Annotated in this window: 18 protein-coding genes; 6 read left to right on the forward strand and 12 right to left on the reverse strand. The window is 60.7% G+C overall.

Annotated elements, in window-relative coordinates; all coding sequences use genetic code 11:
* Positions 1 to 80 precede the first annotated feature (80 nt).
* A complete protein-coding gene (locus tag D0T21_RS15385) occupies positions 81 to 641 on the forward strand; it encodes a phasin family protein (protein WP_116990480.1) in 561 nt (186 codons plus the stop codon).
* A gap of 74 nt (positions 642 to 715) precedes the next feature.
* Here the strand turns inward: D0T21_RS15385 and D0T21_RS15390 are convergent, their stop codons facing one another.
* From D0T21_RS15390 to D0T21_RS15415, 6 genes are all read right to left on the reverse strand, one after another.
* Positions 716 to 1,438, reverse strand: coding sequence for an ABC transporter ATP-binding protein (locus tag D0T21_RS15390; RefSeq protein WP_116990481.1), 723 nt, complete (start codon positions 1,436 to 1,438; stop codon positions 716 to 718).
* Complete coding sequence (locus D0T21_RS15395; protein ID WP_116990482.1) at positions 1,438 to 2,208, reverse strand: ABC transporter ATP-binding protein; 771 nt, start codon at positions 2,206 to 2,208, stop codon at positions 1,438 to 1,440. The genes D0T21_RS15390 and D0T21_RS15395 overlap by 1 nt, the downstream gene beginning before the upstream one ends.
* An 11-nt stretch (positions 2,209 to 2,219) precedes the next feature.
* Positions 2,220 to 3,437, reverse strand: a complete 1,218-nt coding sequence (locus D0T21_RS15400) for an ABC transporter ATP-binding protein (RefSeq protein ID WP_116990483.1) — start codon at positions 3,435 to 3,437, stop codon at positions 2,220 to 2,222.
* A 15-nt stretch (positions 3,438 to 3,452) separates the two neighbouring features.
* Positions 3,453 to 4,382, reverse strand: coding sequence for a branched-chain amino acid ABC transporter permease (locus tag D0T21_RS15405; RefSeq protein ID WP_116990484.1), 930 nt, complete (start codon positions 4,380 to 4,382; stop codon positions 3,453 to 3,455).
* A gap of 286 nt (positions 4,383 to 4,668) precedes the next feature.
* Positions 4,669 to 5,631, reverse strand: a complete 963-nt coding sequence (gene ispH / locus D0T21_RS15410) for a 4-hydroxy-3-methylbut-2-enyl diphosphate reductase (protein ID WP_116990485.1) — start codon at positions 5,629 to 5,631, stop codon at positions 4,669 to 4,671.
* 7 nt (positions 5,632 to 5,638) lie between these two features.
* A complete protein-coding gene (locus D0T21_RS15415; protein ID WP_026334141.1) occupies positions 5,639 to 6,094 on the reverse strand; it encodes a peptidylprolyl isomerase in 456 nt (151 codons plus the stop codon).
* Between the two features lie 90 nt (positions 6,095 to 6,184).
* Between D0T21_RS15415 and radC the strand changes: the two genes are divergently transcribed.
* From radC to rpmG, 3 genes are all read left to right on the forward strand, one after another.
* Positions 6,185 to 6,859, forward strand: a complete 675-nt coding sequence (gene radC / locus D0T21_RS15420) for a DNA repair protein RadC (RefSeq protein WP_116990486.1) — start codon at positions 6,185 to 6,187, stop codon at positions 6,857 to 6,859.
* Between the two features lie 161 nt (positions 6,860 to 7,020).
* A complete protein-coding gene (gene rpmB / locus D0T21_RS15425; RefSeq protein WP_008451488.1) occupies positions 7,021 to 7,257 on the forward strand; it encodes a 50S ribosomal protein L28 in 237 nt (78 codons plus the stop codon).
* Between the two features lie 12 nt (positions 7,258 to 7,269).
* Positions 7,270 to 7,437 carry a 50S ribosomal protein L33 gene (rpmG, locus tag D0T21_RS15430; RefSeq protein WP_008451489.1) on the forward strand — a complete coding sequence of 56 codons (168 nt, stop codon included), beginning with the start codon at positions 7,270 to 7,272 and terminating at the stop codon, positions 7,435 to 7,437.
* A gap of 58 nt (positions 7,438 to 7,495) precedes the next feature.
* Here rpmG and D0T21_RS15435 read toward each other — a convergent pair whose 3' ends face one another.
* From D0T21_RS15435 to D0T21_RS15460, 6 genes are all read right to left on the reverse strand, one after another.
* Positions 7,496 to 8,005: a hypothetical protein gene (locus tag D0T21_RS15435; protein ID WP_116990487.1), complete on the reverse strand. Its 510-nt coding sequence runs from the start codon at positions 8,003 to 8,005 to the stop codon at positions 7,496 to 7,498.
* Between the two features lie 63 nt (positions 8,006 to 8,068).
* Positions 8,069 to 9,271 carry a fatty acid desaturase gene (locus tag D0T21_RS15440; RefSeq protein ID WP_116990488.1) on the reverse strand — a complete coding sequence of 401 codons (1,203 nt, stop codon included), beginning with the start codon at positions 9,269 to 9,271 and terminating at the stop codon, positions 8,069 to 8,071.
* Between the two features lie 111 nt (positions 9,272 to 9,382).
* Entirely contained in the window at positions 9,383 to 10,762 is a 1,380-nt protein-coding gene (locus tag D0T21_RS15445; protein ID WP_116990489.1) for a mechanosensitive ion channel family protein, read from the reverse strand.
* Positions 10,763 to 10,846: 84 nt separating this feature from the next.
* Entirely contained in the window at positions 10,847 to 12,151 is a 1,305-nt protein-coding gene (locus tag D0T21_RS15450; RefSeq protein ID WP_116990490.1) for an RsmB/NOP family class I SAM-dependent RNA methyltransferase, read from the reverse strand.
* 18 nt (positions 12,152 to 12,169) lie between these two features.
* Entirely contained in the window at positions 12,170 to 12,781 is a 612-nt protein-coding gene (purN, locus tag D0T21_RS15455; protein WP_116990491.1) for a phosphoribosylglycinamide formyltransferase, read from the reverse strand.
* Positions 12,782 to 12,905: 124 nt separating this feature from the next.
* Positions 12,906 to 13,304 (reverse strand): barstar family protein, encoded by a 399-nt coding sequence (locus tag D0T21_RS15460; protein ID WP_116990492.1) that lies wholly within the window; start codon positions 13,302 to 13,304, stop codon positions 12,906 to 12,908.
* A gap of 437 nt (positions 13,305 to 13,741) precedes the next feature.
* Here D0T21_RS15460 and D0T21_RS15465 point away from each other — a divergent pair, with 437 nt between their 5' ends.
* Complete coding sequence (locus D0T21_RS15465) at positions 13,742 to 14,266, forward strand: glycine zipper 2TM domain-containing protein (RefSeq protein ID WP_116990493.1); 525 nt, start codon at positions 13,742 to 13,744, stop codon at positions 14,264 to 14,266.
* Between the two features lie 118 nt (positions 14,267 to 14,384).
* A complete protein-coding gene (locus tag D0T21_RS15470) occupies positions 14,385 to 15,173 on the forward strand; it encodes a spermidine synthase (protein ID WP_116990494.1) in 789 nt (262 codons plus the stop codon).
* The last annotated feature ends 29 nt before the right edge of the window (positions 15,174 to 15,202 follow it).

A 15,202-nucleotide genomic window follows, 5' to 3' on the forward strand; every position in this document is an offset into this window, starting at 1 on the left:
TAGCCTGTTTCTCGCCGGCCGTAAGAAACAAGCAGTACCTCAGCAGTACTTAATCAATGACTACTTTCCTGGAGATTCAAATGTTTTCTATCCCTGAGCAATTTTCCAATGCGACCAAAGCCAACTTCGAAGCTCAATTTGCGATCTTCTCGGCCCTGACCAACAAAGCTTTCGAAGGCGTGGAGAAATTCGTCGATCTGAACCTGACCGCTGCCAAGGCATCGCTGGAAGAGTCGTCGATCACCACCAAGCAGCTGCTGTCGGCTAAAGATCCACAAGAATTCTTCTCGCTGGCTTCGGCACAAGCCCAGCCTAGCGCAGAAAAAACCATCGCCTACGGCCGTCACCTGGCGACCATCGCTTCGAGCACCGGCGCTGAATTCAGCAAAGCTGCTGAAACCCAGATCGCTGAAACCAACCGTAAAGTCATCTCGCTGGTGGAAGAAGTCAGCAAGAACGCCCCAGCTGGTTCGGAAAACGCTGTCGCCATCCTGAAATCGGCCATCGGCAACGCCAACGCCGGCTACGAGCAATTCGCCAAGACCGCCAAGCAAGCTGTTGAGTCGATCGAATCGAACCTGACCTCGGCCGTGAACCAGTTCACCGCTGCTGCCGCCAAAGCTGCTCCAGCCAAGAAGTAATCAAGGAATTCCGGCGCGGTAGGGCGCCGGATCCTCACTAGCCTCGGCCACGGCCGAGGCTTTTTTTCGCCCGATTATTCGCCGAGGTAGGCAGCTTTGACGCGCGGGTCGTCCAGCATGTCCTTGGCGTTGCCGGTCATGGTGATGTGGCCGGAGTCCATGACGTAGCCGCGGTGCGCCGCTTGCAGCGCCAGCTTGGCGTTCTGCTCCACCAGCAGGATGGTGATGCCCTCTTTCGACACATTGCGGATCACTTCGAAAATCTTCTCGACCATGATCGGCGACAGGCCCATCGACGGCTCATCCAGCAGCAGCAACTCGGGATGCGACATCAGCGCGCGCGCCATCGCCAGCATCTGCTGCTCGCCGCCCGACAGCGTGCCCGCCATCTGCGCCGCGCGCTCCTTCAAGCGCGGAAACACGTCGAACCACTTGGCGATGTCGGCGTCGATGCCGGCCTTGTCGTCGCGGGTGTAGGCGCCCATCATCAGGTTTTCCTGGATCGACATGCGGGTGAACACGCCGCGCCCTTCCGGCACCATCGCCAGCCGCTTCTCGACCAGATGGAAGGACTTGCTGCCCTTCAGCGACTCACCCTTGTACGACACCGTGCCCTCGACCTTGCAAGGCGGCAGCGTGCCGGTGATGGCCTTCAAGGTGGTGGTCTTGCCGGCGCCATTGGCGCCGATCAAGGCGACCAGCTCGCCCTTGTTCACTTCCAGGTCGATGCCTTTGACGGCCTTGATGCCGCCATACGCGACTTTCAGTCCCGATACTTTAAGAACGTTGTCGCCCATTAGTGCGATCCTCCCAGGTAGGCGTCGATAACCGCCTGATTGCTTTGTATTTCCGCCGGCAGACCTTCGGCGATCGGCTTGCCGTATTCCAGCACCATCAGCCGGTCGCACAGGCCCATCATCATCTTGACGTCGTGCTCGATCAGCAGCACGGTCTTGCCTTCGTTCTTGATCTTGACCAGCAGTTCGCGCAGCGCCAGCTTCTCGGTGGCGTTCATGCCGGCCGCCGGTTCATCCAGCGCCAGCAGTTGCGGATCGGTGGCCAGTGCGCGGGCGATTTCCAGGCGGCGCTGGTCACCGTACGACAGGAACTTCGACGTGCGGCTGGCGAACTGGCCGATGCCGACGAAGTCCAGCAACTCCTGTGCGCGCTTGCGGATAGCCGCCTCCTCTTCGCGCGCCGCCTTGTGGCGGAACACGGCGCCGAACACGCCCTGGTGCGAGCGCACATGACGGCCGACCATGACGTTTTCCAGCGCGGTCATCTCGCCGAACAGACGGATGTTCTGGAAGGTGCGGGCGATGCCGGCCTTGGCCACCGCATGCGGCGCCGACGGCGAATACGGCTTGCCGGCCAGCTCGAAGGTGCCGGTGTCCGGCTGGTACAGGCCGGTGATGACGTTGAAGAAAGTGGTCTTGCCGGCGCCGTTGGGGCCGATCAGGCCGTAGATCTGGCCCTTCATGATCTTGATGCCGACATCGGTCAGCGCCTGCAAGCCGCCGAAGCGCTTGTTGACGCCGGCGATGTGGAGAATAACTTGTTCGCTCATTTCTGCTTTCCTCAGGCCGCCACGGTGCCGGACGATTGATCTTTGGTGTCGGAGTCGCCGTCGGGACGGTCTTCATGCTTGGGCGCCGGCCACAAACCCGCCGGGCGGTTCAGCATGATCAGCACCATCGCCAGGCCGTACAGCAGCTGACGCAGCACTTCCGCTTCGATCAGCACGTGGCCGAACAGTTTTTCCTGCAAAGGCTCGACCACGTGGCGCAGCACTTCCGGCAGCGCCGCCAGCAGCGCGCCGCCCATGATGACGCCAGGGATGTGGCCAATACCGCCCAGCACCACCATCGCCAGCACGGCGATCGACTCGGTCAGCGAGAACGATTCCGGCGACACAAAGCCCTGGAACGAAGCGAACATGGCGCCGGCGACGCCGCCGAACGAGGCGCCCATCGTGAACGCCAGCAGCTTGACGTTGCGGGTGTTGATGCCCATCGCCTTGGCGGCGATCTCGTCTTCACGGATCGCGACCCAGGCGCGGCCCAGGCGCGAGTGCTGCAGGCGCGAGGTGACGAACACCACGGCGATGCACAGGAACAGGAACAGGAAGTAATAGGCGTTCACCGACGGCATGGAGAAGCCGCCGACGATGACGTTGGCGCGCGAGCCCGCCTCCCCCGCCAGGTTGACGCCGAACACGCGGATCGGGTCGATCAGGTTGATGCCCTGCGGACCGTTGGTGAAGTTGATCGGCTCGTTCAGGTTGTTCATGAAGATGCGGATGATCTCGCCGAAGCCCAGGGTCACGATGGCCAGATAGTCGCCGCGCAGCTTCAAGGTCGGCGCGCCCAGCAGCGCGCCGAACAGGCCGGCCAGCGCGGCCGCCAGCGGCACGATCACCCATACCGACAGGTGGATGCCGTTTTGCTGGATATCCGGTCCCAGGATGGCGACCAGCGAATTGCCGACCACCGGGTACTCGTTGATCAGCGATTCCAGCAGGGTCGCGAATTGCGGCGAAGCCAGCAGGCCGGTCATGTAGGCGCCCACCGCGTAGAAGGCGATGTAGCCCAGGTCCAGCAGGCCGGCGAAGCCGACCACGATGTTCAGGCCCAGCGCCAGCATGATGTACAGCAGCGCCATGTCGATGATGCGGACCCAGGAGTTGCCGAACTGCGAGGCGACGAACGGGAAGATCAGCAGGCCGATCAGGACCACAGCCATGCTGCTGTAGGCCTTGCGCGGGTTGCGGGTGGTGTCGAAATTCAGAATAGCCATGTGTAGTTCCTCAGCTTAGGCACGGTCCGCAACGCGCTCGCCCATGATGCCGGACGGACGCACCGTCAGCACGATGATCAGCACGACGAAGGCAAAGATGTCCTGGTAGTGGCTGCCGAGGAAGCCGCCGGTCAGGTCGCCGATGTAGCCGGCGCCCAGGCTCTCGATAATGCCGAGCACGATACCGCCTATCATCGCGCCGTAGATGTTGCCGATGCCGCCCAGCACGGCTGCCGAGAAGGCTTTCAGGCCGGGCACGAAGCCCATCGCGAACTGGATCGACGCGTAGTTGGCGCCCCACATCACGCCGGCCACGGCGGCCAGGCCCGCGCCCAGCGCGAAGGTGGCGACGATGACCTTGTTGGAGTCGACGCCCATCAGGCCGGCGACACGGGGATTTTCCGCCGTGGCGCGCATGGCGCGGCCCATCTTGGTTTTTTCCACCAGCAGCACCAGGCCCGTCATCGACAGCGCGGCCAGCACCAGCAGCAGGATCTGCGTCTGCGAGATCAGCGCGCCGCCGACCGTGATCGGTTCCGACGACAGCAGTTGCGGGAAGGCCAGCGGGTTGCGGGTCCAGATCATCATGGCGATGGTTTGCAGCAGGATGGATACGCCGATGGCGGTGATCAGCGGCGCCAGGCGCGGCGCATTGCGCAGGCGGCGGTAGGCGACGCGCTCAATCAGGATGTTGACCACGATGCAGACCGGGATGGCGCCGCCGATGGCGATCGCCAGCTTGACGTAGCCAGGCAGGTCCGGGGCGTATTCATTCAGGTATTTGAGGATGGTCAGGCCGGTCATCGCGCCGATCATCAACACGTCGCCGTGGGCGAAGTTAATCAGGTTTAGCACGCCGTAGACCATGGTGTAGCCCAGCGCGACCAGTGCGTACATGCTGCCTAGCACCAGCCCGTTAATAATTTGTTGGATAAATGTATCCATGAAGAGTGCCTTTACTTTTTGTGTTTATGCCTGCACAGCGGTTCATCTAACAAAAACGGCACCCGGAGTTGTCTCCGTAGTGCCGCCGTTGACTACACGTTCATGATGCAAATTTCATGCCTGAACCAGTAGCGTCTCCTGCGAGCCGCGCCCTCCGTCGTTCCTTCGTTTATAAGCCTAAACGACAACTTTTTGAGAGCGAGGCAATGATAGCGAGATTCTGGAAAAACTAACTGCGGAATAACGGAAAGATGCAAAATTTAATTCCGTTTCATCCCGAAAGTTGTTAAACCACGCCCTCCGCTGGTGCAGCTTTCTGTCCATCCAGGCCTTTAGGCAGCGGGAAAGTGACCGCTTCCTGCACACCATCCAGCGTGCGCACGCTGCGCGCGCCCAATTCCTTCAGGCGGTCAATGACGGCATGCACCAGCACTTCCGGCGCCGACGCACCAGCGGTGACGCCCACGCGCAATTTGCCTTCCAGCCAGAGCGGATCGATCTGCGTGGCGTTGTCGACCATGTAGGCAGGCGTGCCCTTCTTCTCCGCCACTTCGCGCAGGCGGTTGGAATTGGAGCTGTTCGGGCTGCCGACCACGATCACCACTTCCACTTGCGGCGCCATGAATTTCACGGCTTCCTGGCGGTTGGTGGTGGCGTAGCAGATGTCGCCCTTTTTCGGCTCGATAATCGCCGGATATTTGCGCTTCAGCGCTTCGATGATGTCGGCAGTGTCGTCTACCGACAACGTTGTCTGCGAAACGTAGGCCAGCTGGTCCGGCTTCGTGACGTTCAGCTTGTCGACGTCGGCCACGGTTTCGACCAGGTACATGCCTTCTTCGGTCTGGCCCATCGTGCCTTCGACTTCCGGGTGGCCGTCGTGGCCGATCATGACGATCTCGCAACCCTGCTTGCGCATCTTGGCCACTTCCACATGGACCTTGGTGACCAGCGGGCAAGTCGCGTCAAAGATGCTGAGACCGCGCGATTCCGCTTCCGCCCGCACCGCCTTGGAGACGCCGTGGGCCGAGAACACCAGCGTATTGCCGGCCGGGACGTCGTCCAGGTCTTCGATGAAGATGGCGCCCTTGTTGCGCAGGTCTTCCACCACGTAGGCGTTGTGGACGATCTCGTGGCGCACATAGATGGGCGCGCCGAACTGGGTCAGCGCGCGTTCGACGATTTCAATGGCACGGTCGACGCCGGCGCAAAAGCCGCGCGGCTGGGCCAACAGGATTTCTTTATCGCTCATGAGTTCCTCACAGCACGGAAATAAGTTTGACTTCGAATTTCAGCGGCTGGCCGGCCAGCGGGTGGTTGAAGTCGAACAGACAGGTTTCATCGCCCAGCTCGCGCAGGATGCCGGCGAAGCGGCCGCCGCCCGGCGCGGCGAAATCGACCAGGTCGCCCACTTTGTAGTCGGCGCCTGGCACCGAGTTGTCGTCCAGCGTGGCGCGGGTGACTTCGCGCACCAGCTCCGGATTGCGCGGGCCGAAGCCGACGCCCGGCTCCAGGTCGAAAGTCTTGTGCGTGCCTTCAGGCATGCCGATCAACAACTCTTCCAGCACCGGCGCCAGCTGGCCCTGGCCCAGCATCAGCGTGGCGGGATTTCCGCTGAAGGTTGTAACGATATCAGTACCGTCCAGCGAGGCAAGACGATAATGCAGTGTTAAGTAAGCCGATTTGGTGACAACAGCAGGTTGCGCGTTAGACATGACGTGGGATTCAGTAAGCTGGCAAAGGCTCTATTGTAAGCCACCTTGCCTGCCGCGCCCGTCGTCTGTGCTGATTTGCGGAGGATATCGATGGCAATTAACGAATGGCCGCTGGAGCGCCGCCCGCGCGAACGGCTGATACGCGAAGGCGCGGCGGCGCTGACAGATGCCGAATTGCTGGCGGTTTTCCTGCGCACCGGCGTGCCGGGCAAGGACGCGGTGCAGCTGGGGCAGGAAATGTTGCACCACTTCGGCTCGCTGCAAGGCATGTTCGGCGCCAGCCTGAAGGAGTTTTCCGCCCTGCGCGGGCTGGGCACGGCCAAGTTCGCCCAACTGCAGGCGGTGATGGAGCTGGCACGGCGCGCCATCCTGGAGGAAATCAAGGCCGGCAACACGCTGAGCTCGCCCCGCGCGGTGAAGGAATACCTGCGCATCACCTTCAGCGGCAAGGACTTCGAGTCGTTTTACGTGCTGTTCCTGGACGTGAAGAACCGCCTGATCGACGCCAAGGAAATGTTTCGCGGCACCTTGACGCATACCAGCGTCTACCCACGCGAAGTGGTGAAAGCGGCGCTGGCCTGCAACGCGGCCAGCATCATGCTGGCCCACAACCACCCGTCCGGCACGCCCGATCCCAGCGAGTCGGACCTGCTGCTGACGCGGGCGCTGGTGCAGGCCATGGCGCTGGTAGATATCCGCATCCTCGACCATTTTGTGGTGGCCGGCCACCAGGTTCACTCGTTTGCCGAGCACGGCCAGCTATGAGTTTACCCCTATGGGCTCAAGGGTTTACGAGTGAATTCACAATTGTTAAATATTTTCGTATACACGCGACACAATTGTTTTTCACAAGTCATTGAAAAAGCTGAGGTTTTTGGATATACTCTTGTTTTTCCAATTGTGGAATGTCTTTTAAGGAGTGCGTTATGGCACGTGTTTGCCAAGTTACTGGGAAGAAGCCGATGGTCGGCAACAATGTTTCCCACGCAAACAACAAAACCAAACGTCGTTTCCTGCCTAACCTGCAGAACCGTCGTATTTTTGTTGAATCTGAAAACCGCTGGGTCTCCCTGCGTCTGTCCAACGCTGGTCTGCGCGTAATCGACAAAGTCGGCATCGATGCCGTACTGGCCGACATGCGCGCCCGTGGCGAAAAAGTCTAATTAGGAGCTACCATGGCAAAAACTGGCCGCGACAAAATCAAACTGGAATCGACCGCAGGTACGGGTTTCTTCTACACCACTACCAAGAACAAGCGCACCACGCCTGCTAAAATGGAGATCATGAAGTTCGATCCTAAAGCACGCAAGCACGTAATGTTCAAAGAAACCAAGATCAAGTAATTCGATCTTCGCTTCTCGCAAAAAAGCCGCTCAGCATCAGCTCAGCGGCTTTTTTATTTTACAAGCAGCCTTCGATGTATTGCACTTCCTTCCAGGCGCCGGCGTAGATCGCGCCGACCTTGCCTTTGCTGGTGTCGAAGCGGATCGCGTATTGGCCACCGCCGGCTTTGACCGTCAGGGTCTGTTCGCTGTCATCGTAGGCTTGCGGCGCGGAGGTTACCGCTTCGCCGTACACCTGGCGTATCTTTTCCACCGGGTCGCCCAGGCCGATGCCGCGCTCGGATAGTATGCCCTCCTCCATCACGTCCACCCGCTTCAACACGTCGCCGATAAACATCAGCAGCAAACCGGGCTGTCGAGCCGGCTCCAGTTGGAAGCAGTTCGGCGAGCCGCGCAACGCTTTCGGCGTGCGCTCCATGTGATCGCCCAGCACTTTGTTGACGGCGTCGAAACGCATGCCGATCTTCAGCGGGCCGGCGCCGTCGAAGCGCACGGTCCAGTCAGCGGCGTGTGCGCCGCACAGCGGCACAGCCAACGCCAGGGCAGCCAAGTAAGTTCGCAATGTCATGTCACTCCCTGAAATGAAAAACGGCCCCGAATTTCGGGGCCGTTCAATTGTATCAATACTTTCTTATGCGTAGCTGCGCAGGCGGAGCGAGAAGTCTTGCAGCGACTTGATGCCCGACGCTTCCGCGCGGTTGCACCAGTCTTGCAGCTTGTGCAGCAACTGGTCGCGGGTGAAGTGCGAACGCTCCCAGATCACGCCCAGTTCCACGCGCATCGTGTGCATGGTTTCCAGCGCTTTGCTGTGCTGGAACAATTCCACCAGCTGTTGTTGCTGAGGCGCTTCCAGCTTGCCAGGCTCGCGCTGCAACAGCTTGCGCGACGACTTCAGGAAGCGGGCTTCCAGCTGGGCCTTGTCTTTCAGGTGTTCCAGCTCTTCTTTCCAGGCATGCTTGACCGATTTGGCGTACTTGGCCATCACGTCGTAGCGGTTGGCGATGACCGATTGCAGCGTGTCGAAGTCGGCTTCGATTTTGCCTTTGGCGAACTTCGGCTCCGGTGCGCGTTTCTTGACCTTGGCCAGGCCCATCATTTCCAGCGCGCGGATGTAGCCCCAGCCGATGTCGAATTCATACCACTTCGACGACAGCTTGGCCGAGGTGGCGAAGGTGTGGTGGTTGTTGTGCAGCTCTTCGCCGCCGATCAGGATGCCGAACGGGATGATGTTGGTCGCCGCGTCGGAGCAATCGTAGTTGCGGTAGCCCCAGTAGTGGCCGATGCCGTTGATGATGCCGGCCGCCGTGACGGGGATCCACATCATCTGCACTGCCCACACACTGATGCCGATCACGCCGAACAGCACGAAGTTGACCACCAGCAGCGCAGCCACACCCTGCCAGCTGAAGCGGGTGTACAGATTGCGTTCGATCCAGTCGTCCGGCGTGCCATGGCCATACTTTTCCATGGTTTCCAGGTTCTTCGATTCAGCGCGATACAGCTCGGCGCCTTCCCAGAATACTTTCTTGATGCCGCGCGTGACCGGGCTGTGCGGATCTTCCTCGGTGTCGCATTTGGCGTGGTGCTTGCGATGGATCGACGCCCATTCCTTGGTCACCTGGCCGGTGGTCAGCCACAGCCAGAAACGGAAGAAGTGGCTAGGGATGGCGTGCAACTCCAGCGCGCGGTGCGCCTGGTGGCGGTGCAGGTAGATGGTGACGCTGGCGATGGTGATGTGCGTAACCACCAGCGTATAGAAGAACACTTGCCAGGCGGTGAGTCGGGTGACGCCGTTAGACAAAAAATCCAGTACAGCATTTAAACTAAAAATCATTACTACTCCAAAGTGGGCGTGTCTCGCTATGCGGTCGTTCCGCCAATCTTGCGTTTTTAACAGGCGCAGGAAGTCCGTCAGTCGTACTTTTGGACGTTATTGTACGCTGATTTAAACGTGATTAGCGGAAGGATTTCCCGTAGTCACTGACGATTTCTGTGGCACGGTCTTGCTTTCCTGGGCGGCCATTTGCTCAGGCACCGGGCCGAGAATGCGCATTTCCCGCTGCGGGAACGGCACGGAAATATTGTTGGCCTTCAGCGCGCGCCAGATCGCGCGGTTGACGTCCGAGGTCACGCCGCCGCGGCCGTTCTGCGGATCGTTGATCCAGAAACCCAGTTGCAGATCCAGGCCGTCCGCGCCAAAGCTCAGCAGCTGCGCCGACGGCAGCTTGTCTTCCTTCAGCACGCGGTCCACTGTCAGCGCGGCCTCTTCCAGCAGCTTGAGCACGGTGTCGACATCGGTGTCATATGCCACCGACACCTTGGTCGCTATCCACAGCATGCTGCTCGACAGCGAGGAATTCTGCACCGCGCCCGACACCAGCATCTCGTTCGGCACGATGGACTCGACACCATCCAGGCCTTGCAGCACGGTGTAACGGGTGTTGATCTGCGTCACACGGCCGCTGTATTTATCGACCGTGATCATGTCGCCGATGGTCAGGCTGCGATCCAGCAGGATCACGAAGCCGGACACGTAGTTGCTGGCGATCTTCTGCAAGCCCAAACCCAGGCCGACGCCCAGCGCGCCGCCGAACACCGACAGCACGGTCAGGTCAATGCCCACCAGCGACAAGCTCATCAGCACAGCCACCAGGATCAGCAGCGCGCGCGCCGTGCGCGCCACCACCACGCGCAGGTTGGAATGCATGCCCTGCACTTTCATCAGCTGCTCTTCCAGCGCGGCGCCGGCCCACATCGCCAGCATCAGCAGCACGATCACCGAGACAGTGGCCTGCAGGATGTCGGCCAGCGACACCTTGTATTTACCCAGTGGCAGGATGGTGCCGTCCATGAAGTCGAACACTTCCTGGTACAGGCCGGTGATATACAGCACGAACGCCAGCCACACCAGCAACTGGAACACTTTCTCGAATGCCAGCATGGTGGCGCTGATCTGGCCGTGGCGCGCAAACACGCGGCGCAGCAGGTAGACGGTAAAGCGGATCACGACCAGCGAACCGAAGATGGGCAAGGCCACCTTGATCAGGTTGACGTGGAATTGATACTTGGCCAATGCCACGCGCGACAAGGCCAGCAGGCAGACCACGGCCAGCGGCGCCATCACGCGGCCGAAGCTCTCGACGCCGAAGCGCATCATGCGGCCGTGCGTATCCTGGCGGCCAAAGCGCTTCTTCAGCAGCCGCGCCAGGCCCCAGCCCAGGATCACGGAACCGACGATGGCGGCGATCTGCCACAGTCGGCTGGGATCTTGCAGGTCGCCGGTCAGGTCGTCGATCAGATTGAGCAGGGGCTGTTGTTGGGTCATAGCGCTGGGTGTGATGGCTGAGGTATGTAGATTAACGTAAAAAAGGCCGGAAGCCCGGCCTTTTGCGATGAGGCGTGCGGCCGATTACTCGTCGGCGGCTTCCTCTTCATCCTTGACGATGACTTTCTTGACCATCGGCTTGCGCTCGAACACGGCGGCGAAGAAGCCGTCGGTCTGGTGCTTGTGCGGCAGCAGCTTCAGATAGTCGCCCATCTCCAGCTCGATGCGCTGTTCAGCCAGCACCTTGGTCATCGGCACCAGCTCGAAGTCCGGATGGGTGTCCAGGAATTGCTTGGCGATGAATTCGTTCTCGTCGTCCAGGAAGCTGCAGGTGGCGTAGACCAGGCGGCCGCCGCCCTTCAGCAGGCGCGCGGCGCCGGCCAGGATGGCGGCCTGCTTGACTTGCAATTCGCCGATCGCGCTCGGCTGCTGGCGCCATTTGACGTCAGGGTTGCGGCGCAGGGTACCCAGGCCCGAGCATGGCGCATCGACCAGCACGCGGTCGATCTTGCCGGCCAGGCGCTTGATCTTGGCGTCGCGTTCGTGCGCGATCTGCACCGGATGCACGTTGGACAGGCCGCTGCGCGCCAGGCGCGGCTTCAGCTTGGCCAGGCGCTTCTCGGACACGTCGAAGGCATACAGGCGGCCGGTGTTGCGCATGGTCGCGCCCAGTGCCAGCGTCTTGCCGCCGGCGCCGGCGCAGAAGTCCACCACCATCTCGCCGCGCTTGGCGCCGACGATGGCCGACAGGATCTGGCTGCCCTCGTCCTGCACTTCGATATGGCCGTCCTTGAACAGCGGCAGGTTTTGCAGCGCAGGCTTTTGCAGCACGCGCAGGCCCAGCGGCGCGAACGGCGTCGGCGTGCTGCGGATCGGCGCTTCGGCCAGCTTGGCGGCGACGTCGTCGCGGGTCGCCTTCATGGCGTTGACGCGCAGGTCCAGCGGCGCCGGCGAGTTCATGCCGTCGGCCAGCGCCAGCGTTTCTTCTTCGCCCATCTGCTCGACCAGCTTGTCGAACAGCCACTTCGGCATGTTCGAGCGGCTCGACTTGTGCATCACCTTGCGGTCGATTTGCAGGATGCGTTCGACCCAGGATACTTCGTCCTCGGTCAGGCCGCCCAGCGATTCCACGCCGACCGCGTCCGCCATGCCCAGCAAGGTCAAGCGACGCATGGTGGCGCCGCCGCCCGCTTCGGAGAAATCGGTATAAAACGATTTGTTGCGCAGCACGTTGTAGATGCACTCGGCGATGGCGCCGCGCTCACGGCCGCCCAGGCGATGGTGGTCTTTGAAATAGCGCGACAGGGTGGTGTCGGCCGGCGCGGCAAAGCGCAAAATCTCGCGCAACACTTCTTCGGCGTTGGCGAGTATCGCTGGTGGCAATCTCATGGAATTCCTTGGTTAGTTTTACTTTGTGTGGTCCACGTGGACCGCGCCCTGCGCTATCGTCAACCTGTCTTCTACAAACCAGCGTATCGCACGCGGGTAAATGACATGCTCCTGTTCCAGCACGCGGGCGGACAGGGTTTCAACCGTATCGTCGGGCAACACGGACACGGCGGCTTGCGCCACCATCGGTCCGTGATCGAGTTCGGCCGTCACGAAATGCACCGTCGCCCCATGCTCTGCCACGCCGGCGGCCAGCGCCTGCGCATGTGTCGCCAGGCCGGGGAACAGCGGCAGCAGCGATGGATGGATGTTGAGCATGCGGCCGGCGTAATGCGCGACAAACTGCTCCGTCAAAATCCGCATGAAACCTGCCAGCACCACCAGATCGGGCTGGAAGCCGTCGATCACGGTTTGCAGGGCCGCGTCGAACTCGGCGCGGCTGGCATAGTCTTTATTGGCAACAATAGCCGTCGGGATTCCATGTTCAGCAGCGAATACCAGCCCGGAGGCGTCGGCGCGGTTGCTGATGACGGCGGCAATACGGGCGGGCCAGCGCTCGGCTTGCGCCGCGCGGACGACCGCTTCCATGTTGCTGCCGCGACCGGAAATCAGGATGACGATGTTTTTCATAGGCCGACATTGTACCTTGTTCAGGCAGTCGGGACTACAACTGAACAAGATTTGTTGCAATGCAGCAGGGCGCTACGGGGCGCAGAACACCCGCCCCCACGCTGGCGTGGGAGACGGCTCCGGCTTACTCGAAGGAGTAAAATACCCGGAACGGGACTTTTTTGTCGGCCCAGTAATCGGCAGCGTCGCGGAAGACATCCAGCAGGGTTTCCCGTGCTTCCTTGTCAAATTTCTGGGTATTGGGCAATTGCTCCAGCACCACCAGGAAACCCTCCTGGGTGCCGGCGCCGGCCATGGTTTCGGTCAATGTTGTCCGCAAACCATCGAAATTCTTGCCTATACCCTTGGGGAACTGAAACGATTCCGCAATGATGCCCAGGACTTGCTGCTTGGTCGCGCCGGCGATGCAATGCGCGTACAGGAAGTGATGTCCGAGGCGGGCCGCTTCTTCTTGCAGTTCGACCACGCGGAAGGCGCGGATCGATTGCACGAGGTTGGGCGGCACGGTCATTAGCAAACTCATGTTTCCCTCAATTTGACCTGGTATGTACGGTGTGTCCACTTTACTGTCGAGCGTGCCTATTTTGTGAATTAAAGAGTAAATAATTTGAGCACCTGTCCACTTTACACGGCAAACTGGTCTGCGTTCGCCATGGCTGATTCAATATGTTTCTCGAATCCCATACGCATATTAGGGTAACGTGTTGTTCCTCCTAGATCAACACGAATGTGATGGCCCACGCAATATTTGTTAAAAACAGAACATTTTGTAAGTGTTTTAGGGGTCAAATCGGCACATTTCCCACTTTTGGCCGGGCGACGCGGTTTCGTGACCACTGTTACAATTTGTTGCCACAGATACCTGTTTAGCACTAGTTGCAGCCCGCATCCCGGATTACCATACAAACCATGCAATATCAGAATCCCTGATAAGACATCCAAACTGAAACGAGGTACCAAATGAACTTGCAAGCCAAATTGATCGCATCCGTACTGTGCGTAGGCGCCCTGCCTTTCGCTGCTCAAGCTCAAGCTGCCGACTTTGAAGATTTCGGCCGTGTGGTTCGTGTGACCCCGCAAGTGGAGCAAATCAACCGTCCACGCCAGGAATGCCGCACCGAGTACGTGCAGGTCCAGCAGCCGGCGCCATCGCGCGGCGTGGGCGGCGCCATCATCGGCGGCCTGATCGGCGGCCTGGCCGGTAACCAGGTCGGCGGCGGCACCGGCCGCTCGGTCGCCACCGCGGCAGGCGCCATCGCCGGCGCCGTTGCAGGCGACCGCATCGACAACGCCAACACCCCGTCCAGCGGCGGCACCCAGGAACAGCAAGTGAAACAGTGCCGCACCGTCGACCACTGGGAATCGCGCACCTCCGGCTATGAAGTCACCTACGACTATCGCGGCCGCAACTACACCAGCGTGATGTCCTATGATCCGGGCGAGCGCGTGCGCCTGCGCGTGGTCGTCGAGCCGATGCAGCGTTAATCCCCCGCCACTCCCCCAGCACTGCCGGTCCGATGACCGGCAGTGTCGTTTTCAGGCTTGCTTTGCTGCAAGGCATCGCGGGATAATGCCGGTTCACCTCTGTCGCCCCTCCCATGCCATGCTGATCAAACGAAAATCCATCGAACAAGTAGAATCCTCCCGGCCTGCGTCGGCCCCCACCCGCAAGCCAAGATATGCGCCGGTGACGCTGTCGGAGCAGGATGGCGTGCGCTACCTGCATTTCGGCACCGAGTGGGTCCAGGGCGCGATGCGCATCCGCAAGCCGAACTGGCCGGAGCTGGAATACGCGCAACAGATGATGGCCTGGATGCTGTGGCTGGAAAAACCGGCGCAGATCGCCCAACTGGGCCTGGGCACGGCCACGCTGACAAAATACTGCTACACCACCTTCCCCGAAGCCGCCGTCACGGCGGTCGAGCTGAACCCGTCGGTGATCGCCATCTGCGCCTCGATGTTCAAGCTGCCGGACAACGACGAGCGCCTGCGCGTGATGGAAATGGACGCCCTCGACTACGTCAATGAGGTAGCCAACGCCGGCACGCTGGACGTGCTGCAAGTGGACCTGTACGACGCCACCGCGCGCGGCCCGGTGCTCGACAGCGCCGAGTTCTACCAGTCCTGCAACGCCTGCCTGGCCGACGACGGCATCATGACGGTCAACCTGTTCGGCGACCATCCCAGCTACGCGCGCAACATCAAGGCCATCAAGTTCGCGTTCGAGCAAGTCATTTGCCTGCCGCAGGTACATGATGGTAACGTGGTGGCGATCGCCTTCAAGCGCAAGCGCGCGATCGACCTGGAGGCGCTGGCCGCACGCGCCGCGCAGATCACCACCGACACCAAGCTGCCGGCCAAGACCTGGGTCAAGGGCATCGCAGCAAAGTAAGCACAGGCAATGCGGCAGCGGGCCGTTCC

The sequence above is a fragment of the Duganella sp. BJB476 genome (genome assembly GCF_003416895.1).
GTDB lineage: Bacteria > Pseudomonadota > Gammaproteobacteria > Burkholderiales > Burkholderiaceae_D > Rugamonas.

Excerpts from the sequence above, each read along its gene's own strand:
- D0T21_RS15385 (WP_116990480.1), top strand. The coding sequence starts at position 81 with ATGTTTTCTATCCCTGAGCAATTTTCCAATGCGACCAAAGCCAACTTC.
- D0T21_RS15390 (WP_116990481.1), bottom strand. The coding sequence starts at position 1,438 with ATGGGCGACAACGTTCTTAAAGTATCGGGACTGAAAGTCGCGTATGGC.
- D0T21_RS15395 (WP_116990482.1), bottom strand. The coding sequence starts at position 2,208 with ATGAGCGAACAAGTTATTCTCCACATCGCCGGCGTCAACAAGCGCTTC.
- D0T21_RS15400 (WP_116990483.1), bottom strand. The coding sequence starts at position 3,437 with ATGGCTATTCTGAATTTCGACACCACCCGCAACCCGCGCAAGGCCTAC.
- D0T21_RS15405 (WP_116990484.1), bottom strand. The coding sequence starts at position 4,382 with ATGGATACATTTATCCAACAAATTATTAACGGGCTGGTGCTAGGCAGC.
- ispH (WP_116990485.1), bottom strand. The coding sequence starts at position 5,631 with ATGAGCGATAAAGAAATCCTGTTGGCCCAGCCGCGCGGCTTTTGCGCC.
- D0T21_RS15415 (WP_026334141.1), bottom strand. The coding sequence starts at position 6,094 with ATGTCTAACGCGCAACCTGCTGTTGTCACCAAATCGGCTTACTTAACA.
- radC (WP_116990486.1), top strand. The coding sequence starts at position 6,185 with ATGGCAATTAACGAATGGCCGCTGGAGCGCCGCCCGCGCGAACGGCTG.
- rpmB (WP_008451488.1), top strand. The coding sequence starts at position 7,021 with ATGGCACGTGTTTGCCAAGTTACTGGGAAGAAGCCGATGGTCGGCAAC.
- rpmG (WP_008451489.1), top strand. The coding sequence starts at position 7,270 with ATGGCAAAAACTGGCCGCGACAAAATCAAACTGGAATCGACCGCAGGT.
- D0T21_RS15435 (WP_116990487.1), bottom strand. The coding sequence starts at position 8,005 with ATGACATTGCGAACTTACTTGGCTGCCCTGGCGTTGGCTGTGCCGCTG.
- D0T21_RS15440 (WP_116990488.1), bottom strand. The coding sequence starts at position 9,271 with ATGATTTTTAGTTTAAATGCTGTACTGGATTTTTTGTCTAACGGCGTC.
- D0T21_RS15445 (WP_116990489.1), bottom strand. The coding sequence starts at position 10,762 with ATGACCCAACAACAGCCCCTGCTCAATCTGATCGACGACCTGACCGGC.
- D0T21_RS15450 (WP_116990490.1), bottom strand. The coding sequence starts at position 12,151 with ATGAGATTGCCACCAGCGATACTCGCCAACGCCGAAGAAGTGTTGCGC.
- purN (WP_116990491.1), bottom strand. The coding sequence starts at position 12,781 with ATGAAAAACATCGTCATCCTGATTTCCGGTCGCGGCAGCAACATGGAA.
- D0T21_RS15460 (WP_116990492.1), bottom strand. The coding sequence starts at position 13,304 with ATGAGTTTGCTAATGACCGTGCCGCCCAACCTCGTGCAATCGATCCGC.
- D0T21_RS15465 (WP_116990493.1), top strand. The coding sequence starts at position 13,742 with ATGAACTTGCAAGCCAAATTGATCGCATCCGTACTGTGCGTAGGCGCC.
- D0T21_RS15470 (WP_116990494.1), top strand. The coding sequence starts at position 14,385 with ATGCTGATCAAACGAAAATCCATCGAACAAGTAGAATCCTCCCGGCCT.